The sequence below is a fragment of the Aeromonas sp. R5-4 genome, assembly GCF_040908215.1.
Lineage (GTDB): Bacteria > Pseudomonadota > Gammaproteobacteria > Enterobacterales > Aeromonadaceae > Aeromonas > Aeromonas veronii.
This window is the reverse complement of record NZ_JBFODG010000032.1, coordinates 12311-36780: the sequence shown is the minus strand read 5'-3', so window position 1 is coordinate 36780 and position 24470 is coordinate 12311. Positions and strand designations below refer to the sequence as shown.

Sequence of the window (24470 nt, the reverse complement as noted above, 5' to 3'; positions counted from 1 at the left end):
GGGATTCAGGCGCCGTAGACAGCCAGAATATCGGTCACTCTGTTGTTGACGCTGTACCCGCGGGCGATGGTGTTGCGCGCCGCCTGACTCATTTTGCTGCGCACCACCCCATCGCTGCGCAGCCAGTAGTTGACCAGCTCCGCCATATCCCGCACATGGCCGGGCTCCACCAGCCAGCCATTGGATTTATGGTCGATCAGATTGACCAGGCCCCCCACCGCAAAGGTACAAACCGGTATGCCGTGAGCCATCGCCTCCAGGGCCACCAGCGGCAACCCTTCAAAGCGGGAGGTGATGCAGAGCAGGTCGATGTTGTGCCACTCATTGGCCATGTTCTGGAAACCATGAAGCTGGACGCGATCACCATACTGCTGCAACAAGGCACTTTTCATGGGGCCATCCCCGTAGAGATGAAACGCCCCATCCGGGCAGAAGGCGGCCAGCTGGCAGAATGCCTCCGGCCCCTTTTCCGGCGAGAGGCGGCCGACAAAGGCAATCCGGTTGCCAGTTACCGTAGCCGGCGTCGCAGGCATGGGGACGAAGTTGCTGATCACCGTGCTCGGCACAGGCAATTTGCGAGCGATGGGCTCGCTTACTGCAATACACTTCGCAAAACGCGCTGTAGTGCGATCCAGCCAGCTGTAAAACTTCAGCAACCCTTCCCCGTCATCCCCACTGTGAAAGGTCGAGACCACCGATTTACCGGTGAACCAGGCTGTCAGCCGCCCCAGCACCCCGGCCTTGTAGCCGTGGGTATGGATCAGCACCGAAGCAGGCTGGCGGGCCAGACGGCGCATAAAATCGCGGCTGTTTTGGCACACCTCATAGGGCAAGCCCTGTTGTTTGAGCAGGGTCGTAAAGGGGCTCATGCCATGGTTGCTCACCAGCACTATGGTGGGGCGAAATCCCCTGGCCAGCAGATCGTTGGCCAAGTGGATAATGTGAACTTCTATTCCACCGACCTGACGTGCATCGATGGCCAGCCAGATCTGCTGCATGGGTAACATAAGGCCCTCCTCCCGTGGCTCCATGCCACCTGAAATGAGGCGCTGCATAGAGCGGGCCAGTCAGGCAAAGAGGGGCAGGATCAGGCGCCGGGACAGGCGACCAGCAAGAGGGTCATGTCATCGAGGGCGGCATCATTGATGCGTTCATCAAACCAGCGGGCGATGCGATGAGCCAGTTGCTCAAGACCGGGCACCGAAGTCAGGCAGATCTCTTTTAGCTGCGACTCCCAGCGCTGGCGCTCTGCGGCATCACGGCTATCGAGCAGGCCGTCGGTCCAGAACAGCAGGATCTCGCCGGGCTTGAGCTGACGCTCATTGGTCACGAAGTGGGGATCCGGGCGCAAACCGGGCAAGGGGCCGGTCACGCCGACCTGACGGATGGTGCCGGGCCCAACCAGCCAGGGCGCAGGGTGACCCGCGCTGGCCCACTGCACCCGCCCCTCGTTGCCGAGTTCAATGCAGAGGGTGGTGAGCAGGGTAGCCCCGAGGAGCGGATCACTGTGAACAGCATTGGACAAGATGGTCAGCAAGCGGGCGGGGGCGCGCTCCAGATCGTGCGCCGTCAGCAAACCGCGCAGATAACCGGCATAGGCATGGGCGAAGAACTTGGCTTCCGCATCGTGGCCCATCACATCTCCGAGCCACAGCACCCGATCCTTGACCAGCAGAAAGTCCCCGCCCCCCACGGTGGCCGCGCGGGTTTGCAACGCAAGCTGGTATCCCCCTATCGAGGTGGCGGGCAATAACGGGCGCAGCGCCGAGGTCATGCGCTGATCCAGCTGCTCGCCCCATTGCGACTTGAGCTGCTGCGAGCGTTGCAGCACCCGCGAAACCGCCAGCAACAGGTCCTGCTTGGTGATGGGTTTGACCAGAAAGTCATCGATCCCCAGCGCCCCCGCCCGACTCTGGGTCCACTGATCCTGATGACCGGTCAGGAAGATAAAGGGCACCCCCTTCATCTTGGGATCCTTCATCAACTGCTGGCGCAGCCCAAAGCCATCGATCCCCTCCATCTCGATATCGGAGAGCACCAGCGCGGGGGGCTGCTTTCCGAGCGCCAGCAGGGCGGCATGGGAGTCGGCATAACTTTCAACCCGGTAGTGCTCATGGAGATAGGCGGTGAGCAGGGCACGCATCACCTTGTCATCGTCGATCACCGCGAGCACCGGCAGTTGGTTGACCGGGCCCTGCTGGCGAAGGGTCACGCGATTGCGCTCACCGTCGCGAGAGAAGTGCACCTCGGCAAACAGCTGGTGCACCAGCGCCAGCCCGTATCCCCCCTCCTGCAGCTCATCGGGTAACGGCGCACTGGCAAGACCGGGTTGCGGGCCGCCATCATCCTCCAGTATCAGACTCAAGCCCGTTTCATCTGCTGTCAGGGTGAGCCAGAGCTGGGTCGCGGGAGGAACGGTGTGCTTGACGCTATTGGTGGCCAACTCACTGAAACAGAGCAGCCAGTTGGCTTGATCCTTTGGGGAGACCTGAAACAGGGAGAGCCCCTGTGCCAGCCGGTTGCGCAGTTCGCGCACCGACTGCAGGGTTGCCGGAGCAGATCGCAACCAGTCATCCATATCGGGCCTCCATTAGCGGGCGATCAGATCCGGAAATTGAGCAAGGCGCTGCGCCGGCACCAGCGCTTGAGCCATTCGGTCACCCGGTTACTGGGCAGCCGGTTGAGCTCGCGCAAGATCTCGCTGGCCAGCCCCGGGTTGAGCTTGTCGTTATAGACTGCGCCAATCAGATTGGCCTCGGCACGAGTCAGTTTATCCACCGCACTTTGTACCACGGTCGTCGGGGTCACCCCCGCCAGCACCACCAGCAGCGCCCCTTCACAGGCCCCACACACCTGATCGGCCGGAATATTGCCCCGATTGAGGGCGGTGAGCGGCGAGGTATCGAAGATCACCACATCGTAGTGCTCGAGCCAGCGAACCAGCAATTGGCGCAAGGTATCCTTGTTGCGAAAAGCCATCAGATCCTTACCCGGCGCCGGGAGCAGGGACAACGACCGGCCAGTGGCCACCGGCTCGGGCACATCATTAGGCCCCCAGGCAACCGCCGTGGCGCGGCCGGGGTGATAGAGATTGAGGTCCACCAGCAGGGTGCGCAGCCCATCCGCCTCCGAGCGCCTTGCCAGCGCATCGCAGATGGAGCTCACCCCCTCTCCCCCTTCCGACGAGGTGACCGCCAGCGAGCGGATCCCCCGAGCGACCGTCGCCGCGTAGAGGGATTCGAGCTCCAGATATTGAATGGGGATGCTCATATCAAAGCGTCCCGACCAGGGCCACCACCGAGATCGTGGTCAGGATGTCGCGCATGCCATCCATGAAGATGGCCCAGTTGCTGCTTTTGCTATCAGGGATAAAGACGGTGTCCCCTGCACGCAGCACCGGCAACTGGCTAAAGTCGGGCTCTTTGGCAAAGCCGTCGAGATCGAAGCTGCGGGCCTGATCCCCCTGACCACTGGTAGCCATGTTGATCACCACAATCTTCTTGATATAGGCGCTGCTGGTCGGGCCCCCTGCCTCTGCCAGCAGATCCAGCAGGGTCATGGAGGAGTCAAAGCGGTAGCGACCGGGACGGGCAATCGCCCCCAACACCCGAATAGTGTTCTCCTTGGGCTCATCGAGCCAGGGGCGATTCTTCTCCGGCAGGTAGATGGAGTCGCCGGGCAGCACCTTGGGCAGCAAGGTTTCATCGCCGGTTTCAAAGTAGAGGGCAAGATCGAGCTTGCTGACCCGCGCCGTGCTGCCACTGCGATGGGCGATGCGCACATTGCGCAGATCCGCCGCCGCAGTCGGACCATCGGCGGCCGACAGGATGTCGATAAAGCCCATCTGCTCATTGAAGGCATAGCGACCGGGGGCCCCGACCTGACCGAAGATATAGATGGAACTGTCCGGTGACTGGCGCACCCACTGGGACTTGTTGTCACTGGGATCGGTGGGCAGCTCGGGGATCATGATGGTGAATCCGGCCCGGATCTTCGGCAGGCTGGCCAGCGCCCCGCCCTGATGAAGGAACTTGTCGAGATCAAACAGGGTTGGCGTGGCCTGCCCCCCTTCGGCGGTCAGGATCTGCACCTTGGCGATATCGGCCCGCTCGTTGGGGCCACCGGCGTGGGCGATCAGATCCAGCAACGACATCTCGTCAGACCATTCATAACGGCCCGGGATCCGCACCGCCCCCATCACCATCACCGCCCGCCCGGGTGCCACTTTCAACCAGGACTTCTCGTTGATATCAGTTTTTTCCGGCACAAAGATGGCATCACCGGGTTTGACTTGGGGCAGCGCCTTTTGCATCCCTTCGGTATAGGCCTGCAAGTCGATGGGTTCGATCGTGCCATCGGTGCGCAGCAAACGGATCTGGCGACTCTCGGCATAGCGGGTCGGGCCACCGGCATTGGCCAGAATATCGAGGAAGGAGTCCCCTTCCCGCCCCTCATAGGCGCCGGGTTTGAACACCTCGCCCATGATGTAGATGGTGCGCGCTCCCCGTTTTATCTGCTCTTCATCCTTTGGCACGAAGATGGTGGCGCCCGGCGCCAGATTGGGCAGCAGCTTGTTGTTGCCGGAGTCGAGATAGGCTTTGAGATCGAACAGCTCGGGGGCATCACCATTGATCACCCGGATCCGCTCCACCCCGGCAAAGCGAGTCACCCCACCTGCCCGCATCAGCAGATCCACGATGGAGTTGCCGCTCTTGAAACTGAAGGCGCCGGGGCTGTTAACCTCGCCAAATACCTTGATCGCCTTGCCGGTATCGCCATCCCCGCCTGCCGCCAGGGTTGCCGCATCAAAATCTATTTGCACGTTGCCGATCAGCGGAGAGGCGGGTACGAACACCACATCAAGGGATTGCAATGGCGGCAACACGCTGGCATCGCCGGTATCGAGATAACGTTTGTAGTCGAAGCTAGAGACCGTGCTGCCACGCCGCACCTGCATATTGTTGAGCTGGGCACCGGGCACCAGACCGCCAGCGGCATCGAGGGCCATCTGCACGTTGCCATCGGGCGCCAGATCATAACTGCCGGGTTTTTTGACATAGCCCATCACGCTGATCAGCAGCCGCTTCTCCAGCAAGGTGACGGTCAATTGAGAGAGGTTGTTGTAAACAGGTTTGAGGGCGGTGCGGATCAGTTCATCCGCCTGTTGCAGGGTCTTTCCCCCCACCACGACGTTGCCGACCTCAGGCAGTGCAATCTCCCCCTGCTTGTTGATCTGGAAAGGCTGATCAAAAGCAGGCTCACCGGGTTGCACTATGGCCAACCGATCACCGGGAGCCAACAAGGTGGAGGCCAGTAACGGGCAGGTGAACAACAGCAAGAGAACACAGATCAATCCTTCGAGAGCGCCCCGTTTCATAGACATCCTTTTAGTCTGTTACGTCTGCCCCCATTGGCGTAAGGGGAGCCCTGACCAATCAGCACGACAGCCATCCGCTGTTGTCTGTTGCAGCCGCAAACGTACTTGTTGTAGTGATTGTGCCAGCACGGTCTGACGCCAGGCTACATCCGACCAGAGCCGTCCGTGCATATCCCGTTCGATATCAATACGTTGAGATTGTAGTCGTTTCAACTCGGCAGGCATACACCCCTGCAGACTCGCTTGCTTTAATTCCGTCAGCTGCAAGTCGAGTTCCTTCTGACGCTCATCATAACGAGACCAGACCCGCCGTTCATCCTCATTGACCGGAATACGGGTGGGTCTTGCCTCGGCCATGCCGCCATATCCCTCCGGCGGCCACTGCGCGCAACCCGACAGCAGAATGGACGATAGCAGGATACCAACCCGTTTCATGATGCAGCGGCCATCATGCCACGGGAACGCATGTAGGCCTTGATGCTCTCATGGCAGGGGATCACCCGGTCGATATGCAGCATCTCCAGCAGGTCATGGGGTTGACCGGGTCCGCAGACAAGGGCCATCTGATGCCCGTTCATAATCAATCTTTTATAGAGAAATACCAAGGCTCCGATCCCTGACGAGTCGATAAAATGAACATCGCTGATATCGGCCAGGATATCTCCCGGGTGGGTCGAGAGGGTTTCAAACAACGGGCGGAGCTCACTGACGGCCATCGCGTCAAACTCGTTTTCCAGTACCACTACCTGGATATCATTAAGGGTGTAAGTCATGCTTTCCATCGCTAGCTCCTTGTCGATTCTCAGACTATTTGCTGTCACGGCATTCAGCACGTTGCAAATGTTATGCCGGGCAGTGCCACGGCTCTTGTTATCCAAATGATACTCTTTGCGCCTTATTCGCCGACACCCACTCCTCGTTTTGATTGCCAAATTGCAATTGACCTCCCCCGCACGTTGCAAACTGCAATTCACCTGGGCCGAGATCGCCCTATAACAGGCTAAATGGCTGATAATTCAAGCCCATTAGACTGGGCCCGATTATTGCTTGCCTTTGGACACACTTCACAAGCCACCGTTGGCTCGGCCCCCATGCCGCCATATTCCAGGAAGGAGAGATCATGAAAGCAGGCCTTTACATCGCACCACTGTTGGCAGCCCTTTGCGGCACCGCATACGCAGCCCCCTCCCCTGACAGCGCCGTGTTGAAGGTTGAAGGCGCCATCAGCAGCCCCACTCATCAGTCTCTGGCCCTGTGGGACAGCGCCATGCTGGATCAACTACCGGTACACGAAATCAAAACCCATACCCCCTGGTATGACGAAGCCAAGACCTTTCGCGGCCCGCTGCTGCAAGATGTATTGGCCAAGGTCGGGGCAACCGGCAAACAGCTCACCATTACCGCGCTCAATGACTACTCGGTACAGGTGCCGACAAGCGATGCCGAGCAGTATCGGGTCATCCTCGCCCGCACGATCAATGGCAAGCCACTGTCGGTGCGTGACAAAGGGCCGCTGTTCCTTGTCTATCCGTTCGATCAATATCCCGAACTGCAAAACAAGCTCTATTACGGTCGGGCTATCTGGCAGATCAGCGCGATAAAAGTGGAGTAGATCCCATCATGCGTTCCATGGCAGCCAGTCAACGTTTCTTGTTTGTGGTGCTTTGTGTGCTGCTCCTTGCCTTTGCCGGTATTGGTACCATCCAGTACCGGCAATTTCAGGATCTGCAGCGCAGTACCAGCCAGGGCGAAGACAACGTGATGTGGAACTATTTCCAGCTCTATAACGAAGCGCTGCGTTTTCAAAGCTCGCTGCTCCATGAGTCGCAACCGACCTTCCAGCTCAGATACGATATTCTGGTCAGCCGCATGGATCTGGTGTTGGAGAGCAAGGATCGCAGCCTGCTTCAGCAAACAGAGATCTACCAGCAGGCAAGCAAAGCCATTCGATCCTACATCTCTCTGGCGGATATCTGGCTCGGCCCGGAAGCCACCAAGCCGCTCGACAATCTTGCCCATCAGGAGCTGCGCCAACAGCTCGCCTCCCTGCTCCCCCTGCTCCATCAGCTGACCCTGGAGGTTAACCAGCAGGCGACCCTGTTTGATGTGGCGCGTCGCGACAGCGTGAGGGAGCAGATCATCACGACGACACTCATCGCGACCCTGCAATTTGCGCTGCTCTTTGTGCTCGCCCTGCTGATCTGGCGGCAAATGAATATCTCGTTTCTGCAACACAAACTGATGCAGCAGCTCAATGACAAACTGCTGCGGGCAAATCAGGCGGCAGAGGCAGGCACAAGAGCCAAAAGCAGCTTTTTGGCCAACATGAGCCATGAAATTCGCACCCCCATGAATGGCATTCTCGGCATGCTCTCACTGCTGGCCGACCGGGATATGGATCCGAGGGAGCGAGACTATCTGGAGACGGCGCGCGAATCGGCAAACCATCTGCTCGGTCTGCTTAACGACATTCTGGATGTATCCAAGCTGGAAGAGGGCAAGATCGAGCTGCAACTGGCCCCCCATCACTTGCCCCAGCTGCTGGAGGATATCCGGGCCCTGATGCAGAGCAACTGCGATGCGAAAGGGATCAAGCTGACCCTGGCTGTTGCCCCCGATACGCCGGAGTGGTTGATGATCGACCCGCTGAGGGTGCGCCAGATCCTCTTCAACCTGGTGAGCAATGCCATCAAGTTCACCCATCAGGGGGAAGTAAAGATCCATGTTGATAGCACCCTGTTGGAGCAGGATCGCCACTCGATACGCATCTCGATCCAGGACACCGGGATCGGCATGAGCAAAAGTCAGCTAAAGAACCTGTTTCAACGTTTCGCCCAGGCGGATGTCTCGATCACCCGCCAATATGGTGGATCGGGCCTGGGACTTGAGATATCCCGTAACCTCGCACGCCTGATGGGCGGCGATATCTCGGTAGAGAGCAGCGAGGGACATGGCAGTACTTTTACCTACATCTGGCCCGCCAGAGCCACGACCCCATCGATTGTTTGCCTGCCGTCCAAGCCGCTGGATCAGGAGAGCTATCGCATCTTGCTGGTTGATGACAATGCCACCAACCGCAAGGTGATCGGCGCCATGCTCGACTCCGTGGGCCATCAGGTCACATTGGCCGTTCAGGGAGAAGAAGCGCTGGAGAAACTGGGTCACACCGAATTTGATCTGGTGTTGATGGATGTCCAGATGCCAGTGATGGATGGCCTGGTGGCCACCACCCGGATCCGCACCTCCCAGATGCCTTGGGCAGATATCCCCATCATCGCCCTGACGGCTGATGCGATGCCGGAATCCAAGCAATACTATCTTTCCCATGGCATGAACGGGTATATCACCAAGCCCATCAATAAAGAGACGCTACTGAGCGAGATAAACAGACATATTTCCCATGGGCGGCTCAAATACAACGCAGCCATGCGTGTCACCAAGCAATAAAACCGCGGATTCCGGGCTACTGATTGCTCATGTAGGGCAACATTGACCTCTGCAGGCAACTGAATGGGCTTGGGTCTGGAATGCACACAGGAAAGCCGCTTCGCAACAGCTGCACGGGCCGTCGGCTTGTCTCGGGTATGCAGGGATTTGTTGATCTGTACAGATCTAGTAATCCCCTCCCTACAACGTCCAGACCAGAGTGAATGACTATATTTATGTTTTTAATGCATCAATAACCACTCTTAATGCGGGTGAAACATTCCGGTGGGGATAATAGAGGTACAGACCAGCCAAACGGTGACTATAGGGTTTCAATACCTGGATTAAGATGCCGCGCTCAAGTTCATCGCTCACCAATTCCTCTGGCACATAGGCCAGTCCCAGCCCCATTTTGGCAGCAGCCGCCTCCATATAACTGTCAGAGAAGACCCACTGCCCCTGTGGTCGATGCTTAATCGCCTTCCCCTCTTGCCACAGTTCCCATTGATAGAGGCTGCCATCGGCAAATTGGTAAGCGATACAGGGATGTCCCGCCAGATCGGCAGGCGCCTGGGGAAATCCGTATTGAAGAAAATGATCCGGTGTGGCTACCATCACCATCTCCAGATTGGGCGTAATGCGCACGGCCACCATCCCCTCATCCACCTCGTCACCCAGCCGCACGCCAGCATCAAAGCGCTCATCGATGATGTTGACGAAGCGGCTTTCACTGATGAGTTCCAGCCGAATATCGGGATAACGCTGCCTGAAGATGGTCAGCTTGGGAAGCAGCACCTTGTCAATGGCATGTTGGCTGGCGTTGATCCGTACCGTGCCTGAAGGGTTATCACGATAGTGGGCGAGCGTGGCCAGACCCGCATCAAGGGACTGAAAACAGCCCTGCGCCGTGCGGTACAACTGCTCACCCGCTTGGGTTAAGGAGAGGCTGCGGGTGGTGCGCATCAGAAGCTGCACCCCGAGCCGGGCCTCGAGATCCCGAATCGTTCGGCTGACCCCGGACTGGGCAAGCCCCAACCTAGCTGCGGCCTTGGTAAAACTCCCTTCCCGAGCGACCAGCATAAAGACGTGGAGATCGTTGTAATTCTCGCGGCCTGTCATTTTGTTCACCCCCTATATTCCTGTCCGCCACGACCTGAGTCAGGTGCACGTCAGACGTCTTGATTTAGAACAGTTAAGCATTAATGTTATCAAAAAACCGCCTCTAATCATCACTATTAGTTCTAACTAGACTGTGTGTCGTGGTTCACAGAACCAGCCCTCCACCACCAGGACCACGCATCAGAAATCCGATTTCGAGGAACTTTGCCATGAATGTTCTCCCCAAGAAACTGACAGCTATCGCGTCTACCCTGCTGCTGGGCGCCGCATTAACCGGAGTCTCTACATTGAGTCATGCCCAAACAACCAACCCCACTGAACCTGTCTCCATGGTCACCCAATGGGACAAGACCTTCACCCAAAGCGACAAGGTCGATCATCGCAAGGTCACCTTCAAGAACCGTTACGGCATCACTCTCGTGGCTGACCTCTATCTGCCGAAAAACCGGGGAGACGCCAAGCTGGCGGCCATTGCTCTGAGCGGCCCATTTGGTGCCGTAAAAGAGCAGTCGAGCGGCCTCTATGCCCAGACCCTGGCTGAGCGTGGTTTTGTCACGCTGGCGTTTGACCCCTCTTACACCGGTGAGAGTGGCGGCCAGCCGCGTGATGTGGCCTCGCCAGACATCAACACCGAAGATTTCAGCGCCGCCGTCGATTTTCTCGGCCTGCAAAAAGAGGTCGACCGCAACCGTATCGGTCTACTGGGGATTTGCGGCTGGGGTGGCATGGCCCTCAATGCCGCCGCTGGCGACACCCGCATCAAGGCGGTGGCAACCAGCGTGATGTATGACATGAGCCGGGCCATGGGGCATGGGGTGGGCGATGGCAAGGATCGATATTCCACCGCCGATCGCCGCGCCGTGCTGGCATACCTGAATGAACAACGCTGGAAAGACGCGGAAAGTGGCACCTATGCCCATAGCAATCACGACCTCTATGTCGATGACAAGGGAAATGTCACCGCTGCCGCCCGCACCCTGCCAGAGGTTCTGCCGGAAAACCCGCACCCGGTACTCAAGGAGTTCTTCGATTACTACCGTGTACCGCGTGGTTTCCATGCCCGTTCGGTGAACTCCAACGGGGCCTGGACCACTACCATGCCGCTGTCATTCATGAATATGCCGCTGCTGAGCTATGCAAGCGAAATATCCATTCCCACCCTGATCGTGACCGGTGAGCAGGCTCACTCCCGTTACTTTGCCGAAGATGCCTTCAAGGCCGTTGGCAGCAAGCAAAAAGAGCTGGTCGTTGTGCCTGGCGCCAATCATGTCGACCTGTATGACAACCAGGCTGGCAAGATCCCGTTCGCCAAGTTCGAGCAGTTCTTCAAGACCAACATGAAGTAAGCGTCGAAAGCGCGGCGGCCTCTTCGCCGCGTTTTCTCACTGGTTTCGACGCCACCATTCACGTCACATAGGGAGAAGCTCAATGATCAGAGGAGTGTTTGTTGGCGCGATGGCTCTGTTGCTGGGGGTGACCAGCACAGCAACCGCTACAAGTGCTAAGGCTCAGAACAAGGCAGAGAGTATGAACATCAAGATGACGATAGCCAGCCAGATCATCACGGCCACCCTGGAAGATAGTCACAGCGCCCGGGACTTTTTTGCCATGCTCCCCCTGACACTGCCCCTCGAGGATTACGCCGACACCGAGAAGATTGCTTATCTGCCCCGCAAATTGACCACACAGGGCGCCCCAAAAGGCATTGACCCGAACGTGGGGGATCTCACCTATTACGCCCCGTGGGGCAATCTGGCGATCTTCTATCGGGACTTTGGCTATTCGACCGGATTGATTAAGTTAGGGCGCATTGAATCGGGTCTCTCCCACCTGACCATAACCTCGGCCGCCAGCATCACGATCGAAGCAATCGAATAAGCCCATATTTCACTTTCAGGTCATGCCATGAACGTAACATCGTTATCATCACATACACCCGCTGTCGTCAACGAACACTGGTCTGCGGTTGCCGCCATGTCCCTGTGTGTGGCACTGCTCATTGCCGCCGAGTTTATGCCGGTCAGCCTGCTGACGCCGATCGCCACCGATCTAGGTGCCAGCAATGGCATGGCCGGTCTTGTTATTGCCATCTCCGGCCTGTTTGCCGTCCCGACCAGTTTGCTGATCGCACCTCTATCTCACAGGCTGGACCGACGTCATGTGCTCATGGGGCTAGTCGTCGCGATGCTGACCTCTTTAATCGTGATCGCCCTAAGCCCCAACTTTACCGTGCTGATGGTGGCACGCGCTCTGCTCGGGATCGTTATCGGCGGTTTTTGGGCGCTGGCAACCGCCACCATCATGCGGTTGGTCTCCAGCCAATCCGTCCCCAAAGCGTTGGGCATCCTGTATACCGGCAATGCGGTCGCGACCGCCTTTGCGGCCCCCATTGGCAGTTACTTGGGTGGACTGATCGGCTGGCGAGGCGTGTTCTGGCTGCTAGTACCGTTGGTAGTGATCAACCTGCTGTGGATGGTACTTTGCCTGCCTTCCATGCACTCCCAAGCACGCCCGCACAGCGCATTTCGCCTTATGCGCAGACCCAACGTCGCCATTGCCATCATGGGCGTGACGCTGACCTTTGCCGGCGCCTTCAGTGCCTTTACCTATTTTCGCCCCTTCCTGGAGACACGCACCCAGGTCGACCTGCCACAACTCTCGGCGCTGCTGCTGGCTTTGGGGCTGGCCGGTTTTGTCGGCACCACAGCGGTAAGCATGCTGCTGCGCCGTCATCTTTACCGGATGCTGCGCTGGTTGCCACTGGTGCTAGGTGTTATCACCCTGGCGCTGCTGGCGGTGGAGCATCACTTCTGGAGTGTGGCCCTGATGCTGATCCTCTGGGGCGCCCTTAACTCCGCCATTCCGGTCGCCTGGTCAGCCTGGATCACCCAGGGCATCTCAGATTCACCCGAGAGCGGTGGAGGCCTGATGGTGGCAGCTATTCAGCTGGCAATCACGTTGGGGGCTGCCGTGGGGGGGTGGTTACTGGATTCCCTCTCTATCAGTGCCACCTTTATGGGCAGTGCCCTGTTACTCACCGCCGCCTCCATGGTGGTCGGCAATGGCAGCCGACTAAGGCCCATCACGCTTGACCAGTAAGTTGACCCATCCGTTAGCAAATCCATTCGCCATCGCACAGTGCAATTTCACCCAGCGCCTTGATGAAGCAGCCGATGTAGTTCTTCTGGTTGCTGAGTTCTTTCGGTGCCCAGGAGAGGGCCTTCTCTTTCAGATAGCGGTCACTCAAGACCGACAACAGCGGAGCAAGCGGTTTGGCCGCCGGAACAGCAGGCTTGATATTCGGCTGAGGTTGAGGGTTCTCTGGCTCGCTTGTGGGTTGCACAACTGGCTTGGGTCTGGAATGCACACAGGCAAGCAGCTTCGCAACAGCTGCACGGGCCGTCAGCTTCTCTCGGGTATGCAGGAATTTATTGATCTCTTTGCGGCGACCACAGGGGAGCACTGTCACCTTGCGGTAGTACCAGATACCTTGCGGAGAGAGCCAGAGATTCACAGAGAAGACTCCTGATTCATCCACACAAAGTGGATTACCAAGAGGTCTGAAGGGGGAAATTAGCTGTAACTTATTGAATGGCATAAACAAGTGGTGGCCCTACCAGCCACATCCCGGCACTCGAGTCCCCCGCCTTGGCTGCTACCTTCCGGTCCTGACCAGGTCGACGAGTTATCAATGCGAGAGGACCAATAGGACCACCGGCGAGGAGAATAGGCAAACTGGGCGTTCAATGCAACGGCTTTCTACCCTCCAACAGATCGTTTGCCTTATTTTTCAACAATCTGCTGAATGAATCAGCTAAACAGCATAAATTTCGCCCCCACCAGCAGCATCAGCAGGGCAAAGGCCTGCTTGAGGCGTGTGGGTGACAAGCGGTGTGCCAGCTTGGCGCCAATGCGTGCGAACTGGGTACTGGTCAGCACAATGCCCAGCAGGGCGGGCAGATAGATGTAGCCCACACTCCACTCGGGCAGATCGGCATGATCCCAACCCGCATAGAGGTAGCTGAGGCTCCCCGCCAGCGCGATGGGTATGCTGCAGGCTGCAGAGGCCGCTACCGCATTGCGCATTGGCACCGAGTTCCAGCTCAGATAAGGGACAGTGAGCGAGCCACCGCCAATACCAAACAGGGCTGACATCCAGCCAATGATGGTACCGGCAATGCCTGTGCCGAGCGGCCCCGGCATATGGCGCTCCGCTTTGGGTTTAAGGTTGAGCCCCATCTGTAGCGCCATGCTCCAGGCGAAGCAGCCGATAATGATATTGAGGGTGCTGGTGCTGAGCAGATTGGCGGTCATGCCGCCAAGCCAGCCCCCGATCAGCATGCCGGCGCCGAGTCGGCGGATCATCACCCAATCGACGGCGCCCGCCTCCCGGTGGGCCCGCAGCGAGCTGAATCCGGTAAAGATCATGGTGGGCAACGAGGTGCCGAGGGCCAGATGGGTAATGATTTCAGGGTCGATGCCCTGGGCGCGAAAGGTCATAACCAGCACGGGGACAATGATAAGACCGCCGCCGATCCCGAACAGTCCCGCCAGCATACCGGCAAAGGCGCCCAGCAGGAGGTAACCCATAAACAGCATAAAAATTCCTGTGTTAAACAAAACTGGCCGACACGGCCGGGCAACAGTGGATATCTGCATGAAAAAAAAGAGATGGCGGGAGGGCCATCTCTTCATTGTGCCGGTTAGTGCAGTGGAATGGTACCGTCCATCACCTTGTAGAAGGCCAGTACGGCACAGCCGAGCAGGGCCGCCGTCATCCCCTGCTCCAATCGGTTAAGGCCGCGCAGACCGTGATGCTGACGCGCCTTCCAGTAGATGAAGATGCCCGGGCTGTAGAGCAGCGCCACCAGCAACAGGTACTCCACACCGGCAGCGTAGACCAGCCAGCAGCCGTAAACGGTCGCCACCAGGGCCAGCAGCAGATCACGCTTGCGCTGATGAGGTTGACCCTGATAGGTCTCCCCTTTCAATGCCAGCTTCAGGCCATAAGCGCCCGAAAAGACGTAAGGCACCAGCGCCGCCGAGGTAGCGATGTTGACCAGCGCCAGATAGGTGCTGCTCTGGAAGTAGATGATGATCAGGAAGATCTGCACCAGACAGGTAGAGCACCAGAGGGACACCTGCGGCGAGCCGTTCTTGTTCTCCTTGGCAAACCAGCCCGGGAACACACCGGTCTTGCCCGCGATGTAGGGCACTTCAGCGGCCAGCACGGTCCAGCTGAGCAGAGCACCCATCACAGACACCACCAGACCAATGTTGATAAGCCAGGCGCCCCAGGGGCCGACCACGGCTTCAAGGATCATGGCGGTCGAAGGGTTCTTGAGCGCCGCCAGTTGCGGCTGGCTCATGACACCCAGCGAGAACAGGGTCACCATCACGTAAAGCGTCAGGGCGCCGAGCAGCGCCAACACGGTAGCACGACCCACATCCTTGCGATGACGGGCACGGGCAGAGACCACCACGGCCCCTTCAATCCCGATAAAGACCCAGAGGGTCACCTTCATGGTGGACTTGACCTGATCCATCACGGAGCCCAGCTCCATGTTGTTCTGGCCCCAGATATCCAGAGTGAAGGTATCCATGTTGAAGGCCAGCAGGATCGCAACACAGAAGACGATGAGCGGCACCATCTTGGCGATGGTGGTGACGATATTCACCAGCGCAGCAACCTGCACCCCGCGCAGCACCAGCGCATGCACCGACCAGATCAGGATGGAGGCCAGCGTGATGGCGACCGGCGTATTGCCGTCACCGAAGATGACGTTGTCCGGCGTATCGAAGAAGTAGCTCAGGGCGCTGAACACCACGATGGCGTAAGAGACGTTGGCCAGCAGTTGGCAGAGCCAGTAACCCCAAGCGGCGTTGAAACCGATGAAATCGCCGAAACCGGCTTTGGCATAGCTGAAGATACCGCCATCGAGATCGGGGCGGCGCATGGAGAGGTTCTGATAGACCAGTGCGAGACAGATCATGCCCAGACCGGTGATGGCCCAACCCAGGGCGACCGCCCCGGCACTGGCATGCGCAGCAATGTTTTGTGGCAGACTGAAGACCCCGGCGCCGACCATGGAGCCGATCACCAGCGAAATGAGGGCGCCCAGCCCTAGTTTCTTGTCCATTTCAATCCTGTTTATTTAGGCGGCGGCAGAGCGTCCGTATTCATACTGCGCGCAATATGGGAGGGGCTGGGAATCCTGACCCCGTGAAAAAGGCGGCAACTATATTGCATGACTATTCCGACCGCAATCCCTCGTCCCGTCAATCATGCACCGCCTTGACCGCGCGCAATTTTACAGCACTGACCCATATGGCCTGTGAGCTGGCTCAAATTAACCAAGACCCATTGATATTTCTCATTTTTCTGCCAACACAACCTGACTCGCATGGTTCCTATGCATCGCCATTCAGGCACTCTCTGTATAAATAATCTGCATAAAAAAGCCCCGGTGGAAACACCGGGGCCCATTATGTAAATCCCTATAAACGCAAACCGCCATCCAGTTCTATCATCCGTCCCGACAGATAGTCGTTGGCAAAAATAAAGCTCACCGTCTCGGCCAGCTGTTGCGCCTCGCCAAGGGTGCCGACCGGAATGGCCTGCTGCATCCGCGCCATCGCCTCCGGCTTCATCGCCGCCGTCATGTCGGTGGCAAACACCCCGGGGGCAATCCCCATCACCCGAATGCCATGGCGCGCCAACTCCCGCGCCCAGGTCACCACCAGCGAGGCAACCCCCGCCTTGCTGGCGGCATAGTTGCTCTGGCCAATATTGCCAGCGCGGGCGATGGAAGAGATGTTGATGATAATGCCCCCCTGCCCCCCTTGCGCCATCAGCGCCGCCCCCTCGCGACCGCAGAGGAAGGTACCTGTGAGGTTGACGTCAATCACGCTCTGCCACTGGGCCAGCGTCATCTTCTCCACCAGCTCACCCTCTTTCACCTTGATCAGCATGCCATCGCGCAAAATGCCGGCGCAGTTGATAAGACCGTGCAGCACGCCAAAACGCTCCTTGATGCCAGCAAAAACCGACTCAACCTCGGCTTCGCTCGCCACATTGCAGACAAACAGCTCGCACTGGCTATCTTGATCGCACTGACCATTCTGGCAGTGAACCATGGCGGCGGTCGCCTCCAGATCGGCGCGATTGATGTCGAGCAGCGCCAGCGTCGACCCCTGTGCGCCCAGAGCCAGCGCAATGGCCCGTCCCAAGCCACGTCCGGCGCCGGTAATAACGATGACCTTATCTTTGATATCCATCAATGCTCCTTGTAGCTGGTCGAAGAGAGATGCCTTGAAGAGAGGTGGCCCGTCAGGCGGGATCATGTTTATCCAGATAGAGTTCGACGATGCTCGAGAAATCGCGACTCCCCTGCCCCTGAGCGGCATGCAGGTTGAACAGGTTGCGGGCCAGCGCCCCCATGGGCACAGCGCTGTGGCCATGCTCGGCCAGCGCCATGGCGAGCCCCAAATCTTTCACCATCAGCCGGGTCATAAAGCCCCCCTGATAGTTGCGGGCGGCAGGGACATTCTCCATCACCCCGGGCCAGGGGTTGTAGCGCTCCAGACTCCAGTTGTTGCCGGAGCTCTTGCCCATGATGGTGGAGAGCACGGCGGGATCCAGTCCCTCCTTCACCCCGAGGGCCAGCGCCTCGGCGGTACCCGCCATATGGATCGCAAGCAGCATGTTGTTGCACATCTTGGCGATCTGCCCGGCACCCAGCGTCCCGGCGTGAAACAGGTTCTGCCCCATGCAGGCGAGCAGAGGTTTCGCCGCCTCGAAATCTGCCGCGTCGCCGCCAACGATAAAGGTGAGCGTCCCGGCGGCCGCACCGACGACACCGCCCGATACAGGGGCATCGATAAAGCGCAAACCACGGGCGCGGGCTGCCTCCCCGACCTGACGGGCAGAGTCGACATCGATAGTGGAGCAGTCGATCACCAGTGCACCAACCGGCAGGGCTGCCAGCAGATCCTGCCCCTCAGACAACCAAAGGTCGCGCACATGCTCCCCCGCAGGTAGCATGCTGATCACCACCTCGCAGCCGGTCACCGCCTCTCGGGCATCCCCCGCTGCGATACAGCCAGCGGCGATGGCGCGCTCAATGTTTTGATCAACCAGATCAAACACCTGCACCGTGTGCCCGGCCCTGGCCAGATTGGCCGCCATGGGCCCGCCCATGTTGCCGAGCCCGATAAACCCTATCCTTGTCATCCCGCTTGCTCCTTGCGTTGCTGATGGCGGCGTCCGCCGGTTGCCAAGATGTTATTCCTGGCAGGCCAACGGATTGCGCCCCTGCGGCCAGCGATAGAACTCGTCCAGCCATTCCCCCTCCGGTGGCAACTGTTGCCAGCGGGGATCTTTATCCTTGTCGATCAGCAGTGCCCGTACCCCTTCCACAAAATCCCCCTTCAGCACGCAGTTGACCGAGAGGGTCAGCTCCTCGGCAAATACCTCGGCCAGGGAGTAGCGGCGAGCCTGCCAATATTGGCGCCACAAAATGGCGCGGCTGATGGGGCTGCCGGTGCGGCAGATCTGCTGCGCCTGCTGGAGTACCGCCTCCTGTTCATCGAAATGGGCGCTGAACAGCCGCGCCAATACCCCTTGCAACGTGCGTCCCGCCAGCAAGGCATCGATTTTCTGTTGATGGGGTAGCAGCACTGGCGCTGGCAAGCGGGCCACCACCTCACGGTGCAACCCCCTGAACAACTGATCGATCTGCTCACGGGGATCACCACTAGCAGCCCAGTCGAGTACGGCGAGGCGTGACAACAGCGCACTGTGCTCGCCACTGGCGATGGCGTGATCCGCCAGCCCAAGACCGATGGCATCACTCCCGTTGAAGCGGGCGCCAGTCAGACCGAGCCAGAGCCCGAGTCGCCCCGGCATCCGGCTTAAAAACCAGCTTGCCCCCACGTCGGGGTAGAGACCAATGGTCACCTCCGGCATGGCAAACAGGCTTCTTTCGGTGACAACCCGAAAATCGGCTCCGGCAAACAGGCCAATGCCGCCCCCCATGCAGATACCGTCCGCCACGCAGATAAGGGGCTTGCGGTAAGAGTGGATGTGGTGGTCGAGCCGGTACTCCTGCTCGAAAAAGTCGCGGGCATATTCGAACAGTTCCGATCCGCTTGCCTCCTGTTTGCGGTAATAGAAGGAGCGGATATCGCCACCGGCACAAAATGCCTTCTCACCCATCCCCTGCAGCAGTACACAGACGATGGCGGGGTCCTGCTCCCAACGGGTCAGCGTCTGTTGCAGGATCTGGATCATCGGCAGGCTCAATGCGTTGAGAGACGCAGGGCTGTCGAGGGTCAACACCCCGATCTGATGGCCATCTTCGGTGGGATAACAGCTAACCTTGACCGACTCACTCATAAACGGCTCCGTATGGATTTATTCTGTTGGGCCATATTGCCAGCGCGGTAAGCGTTTCTCCAGGAAGGCGGCCACCCCTTCACGCTGATTGGCATCGCTAAAGAGATCGAGAAACAGCGACCGCTCAAGGGGCAAGGCGGCATCCCGCGGGCCACTGCGGCCCTGATTGATCAGGGTTTTGCAGGCGCGCAGAGCGCTCGGGCTCTGGCGCTCCACCAGATGGGCCATCTGGTGCGCGGCCTCCCACGCCTGACCGGTTTTCACCACCTCCTCCACCAGACCCATCTCGTAGGCCAGCGAGGCACTCACCTTCTCACCGCAGAGGATCATCCGCTTGGCCCAGCCCGGCCCCACCAACTCGGTCAGACGTTGGGTGCCACCGGCACAGGGAAGCAAGCCCACCGAGGCTTCCGGAAGTCCCAGCAACGCCTGCTGCTCGGCGATACGGATATCACAGGCCAGCGCCACTTCCAGGCCACCGCCCATGGCATAACCATTGATGGCGGCGATACTGACGCCGTGAAAACGGGCCAGCGCCTCGAAGGCCTTGCCAAAGGCCTCGGCTACTTCGCGGGCCAGCTCGACATTCCCCTCGACAAACATATTGAGGTCGGCACCGGCGCAGAAAAATTTGTCGCCCGCACCACGGATCACCAGCGCCACCACATCGGGACGACTGTCGAGCTCCACCATCATCTGCAAAAAGGCCTGCAGGCTGGCGAGGGTCCAGGTGTTGGCAGGGGGATGGTCGAGGGTGATATAGGCCACGTGGCCATGATATTCGAGTCTGATCCTTGTCATAACATTGTCCTTGTCGATGAAGCTACCGCCATGATGACAGGCTTGAATGACACCAACCTGTGGCTGGCTCACAAAGCCGAAACCGGCATGGCACGGTGCAAATCGGGTGGCAGGCAACACACCCTTGATGCGACCCCCGGTTAGCCCAGCGACAAACCGGGATCGGCCAGCAGGCGGCGCGCGATGATGAGTCGCATCACCTCGTTGGTGCCCTCCAGAATGCGGTGTACCCGTGTATCGCGCAGATAGCGCTCGAGCGGATACTCGCGGATATAACCATAGCCGCCAAAGAGTTGCAGAGCCTCATCACAGATTCGATAACCCACATCGGTGGCAAACCGTTTGGCCATGGCACACCAGGCACTCTTGTCCGGTGCCCCGCGATCCAGCTTGTCGGCGGCCTGACGTACCAGCAAACGGGCGGCAGCCAGCTCGGTCGCCATATCGGCCAGGCGAAACTGCACGCTCTGGAATTCGCTGATCGGGTGACCAAATTGTTGGCGCTGCTGCACATAAGCCAGCGCATCGTCCAGCGCCTGCTGGGCGGTGCCCACCGAACAGGTGGCAATATTGATGCGCCCCCCATCGAGGGCCTCCATGGCGAACTTGAATCCTTCCCCCTCTTCGCCCAACCGATAACAGGCAGGAATGCGAACCCCGTTGAAAACAACCTCCCGGGTCGGCTGGCTGTTCCAGCCCATCTTCTCTTCCGGCTTGCCATAGACGATACCCGCGCTATCTGCCGGCACCATAAAGGCAGAGATCCCCTTCGCACCTTCACCACCGGTACGGGCCATCACCACCAGCACATCGCTGCTGCCTGCTCCCGAGATAAAGACCTTGGTCCCCTCGATGAGGTAGCTGTCACCCTCGCGAGTGGCTCGGGTCTTGAGTGCCGCCGCATCGGAGCCCGCCCCCGGCTCGGTGAGGCAATAGGAGCCCAGCAGCTCGCCACTGGCCAGTTTGGGCACCCACTCCTTGGCAACCTCGGTGGGCAGCCAGCTGCCCAGCATCCAGCTCACCATGTTGTGAATGGTCAGATAAGCCGTGGTCGAGGTACAACCCATGGCGAGACGCTCGAAGATGAGGCTCGCATCGAGACGAGGTAATCCCAATCCGCCAAACTGCTCCGGCGTATAGAGACCGCAAAACCCGAGCCCGGCCGCCTGCTTGATGGTCGGGATCGGAAACTCATGCTCCTTGTCCCAGCGCGCGGCATGGGGTTTGAGCGCCTCATCGGCAAAGGCGGCGGCCGCCTCCACATACGCCTGTTGATCATCGGTCAGGGTAAAATCCATCTTGTCGTTCGCTCCCTTGTTGCCCCGCGCTTATTTTCCTGAGTTAGTGGTTTATGACGCGGCGCCCACACGCTGCGTCAGTCGGATCTGCCACTGTGGCGCTGTTGTCGTGGTAGCTGATGACTCTTTCACTACCACCGCTTTATCGACACACAACAGATTAACAATTGATTTACGTTTACGCTAACGTAAACTTGTGGCAGAAGTGAAGTACAAAAATGGACCGACCACTGCCAGCCGTAACGCCGAGTCAGCCGGTCAAACCAACCTTCCTACCCGATTGTCATATCCGCAAGGAGAGCATGGATGCAGATGGATGAGACCCTGAATGCCCTGACCGAACAGGTTGCGGCCTTCTGCCAGAAAGTGATCGCCCCGCGCGCCAGCGAGATCGATCAGAGCAACGCCTTTCCCCGTGATCTCTGGCCCCGGATGGGTGAACTGGGGCTGCACGGCATCACGGTGGCGGAGGAGTATGACGGGGTGAATCTCGGCTATCTGGCCCACGTGCTGGTGATGGAGCAGGTGAGCCGCGCCAGCGCCTCGGTCGGCCTCTCCTACGGCGCCCACTCCAATCTCTGCATCAATCAGATCCACCGCCACGGCACGGCGGAGCAAAAAGCGCGCTACCTGCCACCGCTGGTGAGTGGCGAGCATGTGGGGGCACTGGCCATGAGCGAGCCGGGCGCCGGGTCCGATGTGGTTAGCATGCGCCTCACCGCGGAGCGCGAGGGCGATCACTTCGTGCTGAACGGCAACAAGATGTGGATCACCAACGGTCCCGATGCCGACACCTTCGTCATCTATGCCAAGACAGATACCAGTGCGGGCCCCAAAGGAATTTCTGCCTTTATCGTTGAAGCCGGCACTCCCGGTTTTTCTACCGCCCAGAAGCTCGACAAGCTGGGGATGCGCGGCTCCAGCACCTGCGAGCTGGTGTTCGACAACTGCCGGGTGCCGCAGGAAAACCTGCTGGGCACCCTGCACGGCGGGGTCAAGGTGCTGATGAGCGGGCTCGATTACGAGCGGGTGGTGCTGGCTGCGGGCCCCCTTGGCATCATGCAGGCCTGCATGGACGTGGTGCTGCCCTATGTGCGTGAGCGCAAGCAGTTCGGTCAAGCCATCGGCGAGTTCCAGCTGGTGCAGGGCAAGCTGGCCGACATGTATACCCGCCTCGCCAGCAGCCGGGCGCTGGTCTACTCGGTGGCGAGCGCCTGCGATCAGGGTCGCACCAGCCGTAAAGATTGCGCCGCAGCCATCCTGTTTGCCGCCGAAAACGCCACCCAGATGGCCCTCGACGCTATCCAGCTGCTCGGCGGCAACGGTTACATCAACGAATACCCCACTGGCCGCCTACTGCGGGACGCCAAACTCTACGAGATCGGCGCCGGCACCTCTGAGATCCGCCGCTGGCTCATCGGCCGCGAGCTGATGGGGGATAACGCATGAGCAGGCTCCACTCCCGTCTCGACACGGCGAGCCCGGAATATACGGCCAATCGGGCCGCTATGCAGGGGCTGGTCGGTGATCTTAATGCCCACATTGCCGAGATCGCCCAAGGAGGCGGCGCGGCCAACAACGCCCGCCATCAGGCCCGCGGCAAGCTGCTGCCCCGCGAGCGCATCAATCAGCTGCTGGACCCGGGCTCCCCGTTTCTCGAACTGTCGGCGCTGGCTGGCTGGCAGGTCTATGACGAGCCGGTGCCCGCCGCCGGCATCATCACCGGCATCGGCCGGGTTTCAGGCCGGCTCTGCATGCTGGTGGTGAATGACGCCACTGTGAAGGGCGGCACCTACTACCCGCTCACGGTGAAAAAGCACCTGCGCGCCCAGGCCATCGCCGAGCGGCTGCGCCTCCCCTGCCTCTATCTGGTGGATTCCGGCGGCGCCTTTCTGCCGATGCAGGATGAGGTGTTCCCCGACCGGGATCACTTTGGTCGCATCTTCTACAACCAGGCCCGCATGTCGGCCCAGAATATCCCGCAGCTGGCGGTGGTGATGGGGCTCTGCACCGCTGGCGGCGCCTACGTGCCCGCCATGGCTGATGAATCCATCATGGTCAGGGAGCAAGCCACCATCTTTCTGGCGGGTCCGCCGCTGGTAAAGGCCGCCACCGGCGAGGAGATCAGCGCCGAGGCCCTGGGCGGCGCCGAAGTGCACTGTGCCCACTCCGGCGTTGCTGATCATATGGCCCGTGACGATGCCCATGCGCTGGCCATCGCCCGCACGCTGGTTACTCATCTGGGTAACGAGCCGATAGAGAGCAGCCCCGGCTACGAGCCCCCCTGCTACCCCATAGAGGAGCTCTACGGTCTGGTGGGCACCAGCCTCAAACGCCCTTACGATGCCCGCGAACTGATTGCACGACTGGTGGATGGTTCTGACTTTGACGAATTCAAGGCGCTGTTCGGCACCACTCTGGTGACCGGCTTTGCTCGTATTTGCGGCATGGAAGTGGGGATCCTAGCCAACAACGGCGTGCTGCACAGCGACAGCGCCCAGAAGGGGGCCCACTTTATCCAACTCTGTAACCGGCGTGCCATCCCGCTGCTCTTTTTGCAGAACATCACCGGTTTTATGGTGGGGAGTAGCGCAGAAAAAGAGGGGATCGCCAAGCACGGCGCCAAGCTGGTCACAGCGGTGGCCTGCAGCCGGGTGCCCAAGATCACCCTGATCGTCGGCGGCAGCTTTGGCGCTGGCAACTACGGCATGTGTGGCCGCGCCTATGAACCCGATTTTCTCTTTAGCTGGCCCAACAGCCGCATCTCTGTCATGGGGGGCGAGCAAGCTGCCGGGGTGCTGGTGCAGGTGCGTCGGGACAAGCTGGCTACCGAGGGCAAAGATTTGAGTGAGCAGGAGGCGGCAGCCATCCGTGACCCGGTGATCGAGCAGTATGAGCGCCAGGGTCACCCCTACTACGCCAGCGCCCGCCTCTGGGATGATGGCGTCATTGACCCGGCCCAGAGCCGCACCGTGCTGGCGCTGGCGCTCGCCGCCTGTCAGGGTGCCCGCATTGAAACCGAGCAGTACGGCATCTTCCGGATGTAAGGAGC

22 protein-coding genes and 1 other RNA gene are annotated in these 24470 nt (G+C 59.4%); 7 read left to right on the top strand and 16 right to left on the bottom strand.

Annotated features, from left to right (window positions below; translation table 11 throughout):
* Positions 1 to 5 precede the first annotated feature (5 nt).
* From AB5Y83_RS16595 to AB5Y83_RS16570, 6 genes are all read right to left on the bottom strand, one after another.
* Entirely contained in the window at positions 6 to 1007 is a 1002-nt protein-coding gene (locus tag AB5Y83_RS16595; protein WP_368175551.1) for a glycosyltransferase family 4 protein, read from the bottom strand.
* Positions 1008 to 1087: 80 nt separating this feature from the next.
* The gene (locus AB5Y83_RS16590) at positions 1088 to 2578 is read right to left on the bottom strand and encodes a SpoIIE family protein phosphatase (protein ID WP_368175550.1); all 1491 of its coding nucleotides are present in this window, start codon (positions 2576 to 2578) and stop codon (positions 1088 to 1090) included.
* Between the two features lie 23 nt (positions 2579 to 2601).
* Entirely contained in the window at positions 2602 to 3270 is a 669-nt protein-coding gene (locus tag AB5Y83_RS16585) for a tyrosine-protein kinase family protein (protein WP_005360129.1), read from the bottom strand.
* Between the two features lies 1 nt (position 3271).
* Complete coding sequence (locus tag AB5Y83_RS16580; RefSeq protein WP_005360128.1) at positions 3272 to 5377, bottom strand: SLBB domain-containing protein; 2106 nt, start codon at positions 5375 to 5377, stop codon at positions 3272 to 3274.
* A gap of 18 nt (positions 5378 to 5395) precedes the next feature.
* Positions 5396 to 5812, bottom strand: coding sequence for a hypothetical protein (locus AB5Y83_RS16575; protein ID WP_139442702.1), 417 nt, complete (start codon positions 5810 to 5812; stop codon positions 5396 to 5398).
* Positions 5809 to 6255 carry an STAS domain-containing protein gene (locus tag AB5Y83_RS16570; RefSeq protein ID WP_368174107.1) on the bottom strand — a complete coding sequence of 149 codons (447 nt, stop codon included), beginning with the start codon at positions 6253 to 6255 and terminating at the stop codon, positions 5809 to 5811. The genes AB5Y83_RS16575 and AB5Y83_RS16570 overlap by 4 nt, the downstream gene beginning before the upstream one ends.
* A 242-nt stretch (positions 6256 to 6497) precedes the next feature.
* Here AB5Y83_RS16570 and AB5Y83_RS16565 point away from each other — a divergent pair, with 242 nt between their 5' ends.
* Both AB5Y83_RS16565 and AB5Y83_RS16560 read left to right on the top strand, forming a co-directional pair.
* On the top strand, positions 6498 to 6989 hold the full coding sequence (locus tag AB5Y83_RS16565) for a molybdopterin-dependent oxidoreductase (protein ID WP_043819743.1): 492 nt from the start codon (positions 6498 to 6500) through the stop codon (positions 6987 to 6989).
* 8 nt (positions 6990 to 6997) lie between these two features.
* Positions 6998 to 8824, top strand: a complete 1827-nt coding sequence (locus tag AB5Y83_RS16560; RefSeq protein ID WP_100653888.1) for an ATP-binding protein — start codon at positions 6998 to 7000, stop codon at positions 8822 to 8824.
* 213 nt (positions 8825 to 9037) lie between these two features.
* On the opposite strand, the gene AB5Y83_RS16555 is transcribed toward AB5Y83_RS16560, so the two are convergent.
* On the bottom strand, positions 9038 to 9922 hold the full coding sequence (locus AB5Y83_RS16555) for a LysR substrate-binding domain-containing protein (RefSeq protein WP_368175616.1): 885 nt from the start codon (positions 9920 to 9922) through the stop codon (positions 9038 to 9040).
* 209 nt (positions 9923 to 10131) lie between these two features.
* Here AB5Y83_RS16555 and AB5Y83_RS16550 point away from each other — a divergent pair, with 209 nt between their 5' ends.
* The 3 genes from AB5Y83_RS16550 to AB5Y83_RS16540 all read left to right on the top strand — a co-directional run bounded on the left by AB5Y83_RS16550 (position 10132) and on the right by AB5Y83_RS16540 (position 13021).
* Positions 10132 to 11268, top strand: a complete 1137-nt coding sequence (locus AB5Y83_RS16550; protein ID WP_043819738.1) for an alpha/beta hydrolase — start codon at positions 10132 to 10134, stop codon at positions 11266 to 11268.
* Between the two features lie 82 nt (positions 11269 to 11350).
* Positions 11351 to 11800 (top strand): cyclophilin-like fold protein, encoded by a 450-nt coding sequence (locus AB5Y83_RS16545; RefSeq protein WP_236284576.1) that lies wholly within the window; start codon positions 11351 to 11353, stop codon positions 11798 to 11800.
* Positions 11801 to 11896: 96 nt separating this feature from the next.
* The gene (locus AB5Y83_RS16540; RefSeq protein WP_368175549.1) at positions 11897 to 13021 is read left to right on the top strand and encodes an MFS transporter; all 1125 of its coding nucleotides are present in this window, start codon (positions 11897 to 11899) and stop codon (positions 13019 to 13021) included.
* A gap of 13 nt (positions 13022 to 13034) precedes the next feature.
* On the opposite strand, the gene AB5Y83_RS16535 is transcribed toward AB5Y83_RS16540, so the two are convergent.
* From AB5Y83_RS16535 to AB5Y83_RS16495, 9 genes are all read right to left on the bottom strand, one after another.
* The gene (locus tag AB5Y83_RS16535) at positions 13035 to 13436 is read right to left on the bottom strand and encodes a hypothetical protein (RefSeq protein WP_368175548.1); all 402 of its coding nucleotides are present in this window, start codon (positions 13434 to 13436) and stop codon (positions 13035 to 13037) included.
* 97 nt (positions 13437 to 13533) lie between these two features.
* Positions 13534 to 13630: signal recognition particle sRNA small type (gene ffs, locus AB5Y83_RS16530), an RNA gene on the bottom strand.
* A 102-nt stretch (positions 13631 to 13732) separates the two neighbouring features.
* On the bottom strand, positions 13733 to 14521 hold the full coding sequence (locus tag AB5Y83_RS16525) for a sulfite exporter TauE/SafE family protein (RefSeq protein ID WP_139429629.1): 789 nt from the start codon (positions 14519 to 14521) through the stop codon (positions 13733 to 13735).
* A gap of 104 nt (positions 14522 to 14625) precedes the next feature.
* On the bottom strand, positions 14626 to 16062 hold the full coding sequence (arcD, locus tag AB5Y83_RS16520) for an arginine-ornithine antiporter (protein WP_005336921.1): 1437 nt from the start codon (positions 16060 to 16062) through the stop codon (positions 14626 to 14628).
* A 358-nt stretch (positions 16063 to 16420) separates the two neighbouring features.
* Positions 16421 to 17200: an SDR family NAD(P)-dependent oxidoreductase gene (locus tag AB5Y83_RS16515; protein ID WP_368175547.1), complete on the bottom strand. Its 780-nt coding sequence runs from the start codon at positions 17198 to 17200 to the stop codon at positions 16421 to 16423.
* Between the two features lie 52 nt (positions 17201 to 17252).
* Positions 17253 to 18155: a 3-hydroxyisobutyrate dehydrogenase gene (mmsB, locus tag AB5Y83_RS16510; RefSeq protein WP_368175546.1), complete on the bottom strand. Its 903-nt coding sequence runs from the start codon at positions 18153 to 18155 to the stop codon at positions 17253 to 17255.
* Between the two features lie 51 nt (positions 18156 to 18206).
* The gene (locus AB5Y83_RS16505) at positions 18207 to 19319 is read right to left on the bottom strand and encodes an enoyl-CoA hydratase/isomerase family protein (RefSeq protein WP_368175545.1); all 1113 of its coding nucleotides are present in this window, start codon (positions 19317 to 19319) and stop codon (positions 18207 to 18209) included.
* 18 nt (positions 19320 to 19337) lie between these two features.
* Complete coding sequence (locus AB5Y83_RS16500; RefSeq protein ID WP_005336930.1) at positions 19338 to 20120, bottom strand: enoyl-CoA hydratase; 783 nt, start codon at positions 20118 to 20120, stop codon at positions 19338 to 19340.
* A gap of 140 nt (positions 20121 to 20260) precedes the next feature.
* A complete protein-coding gene (locus AB5Y83_RS16495) occupies positions 20261 to 21418 on the bottom strand; it encodes an acyl-CoA dehydrogenase family protein (protein ID WP_257123107.1) in 1158 nt (385 codons plus the stop codon).
* A 306-nt stretch (positions 21419 to 21724) separates the two neighbouring features.
* On the opposite strand from AB5Y83_RS16495, the gene AB5Y83_RS16490 reads away from it, so the two are divergent.
* Both AB5Y83_RS16490 and AB5Y83_RS16485 read left to right on the top strand, forming a co-directional pair.
* Positions 21725 to 22867, top strand: coding sequence for an isovaleryl-CoA dehydrogenase (locus AB5Y83_RS16490; protein WP_139407787.1), 1143 nt, complete (start codon positions 21725 to 21727; stop codon positions 22865 to 22867).
* A complete protein-coding gene (locus AB5Y83_RS16485) occupies positions 22864 to 24465 on the top strand; it encodes a carboxyl transferase domain-containing protein (protein WP_368175544.1) in 1602 nt (533 codons plus the stop codon). The genes AB5Y83_RS16490 and AB5Y83_RS16485 overlap by 4 nt, the downstream gene beginning before the upstream one ends.
* Positions 24466 to 24470: the final 5 nt, after the last annotated feature.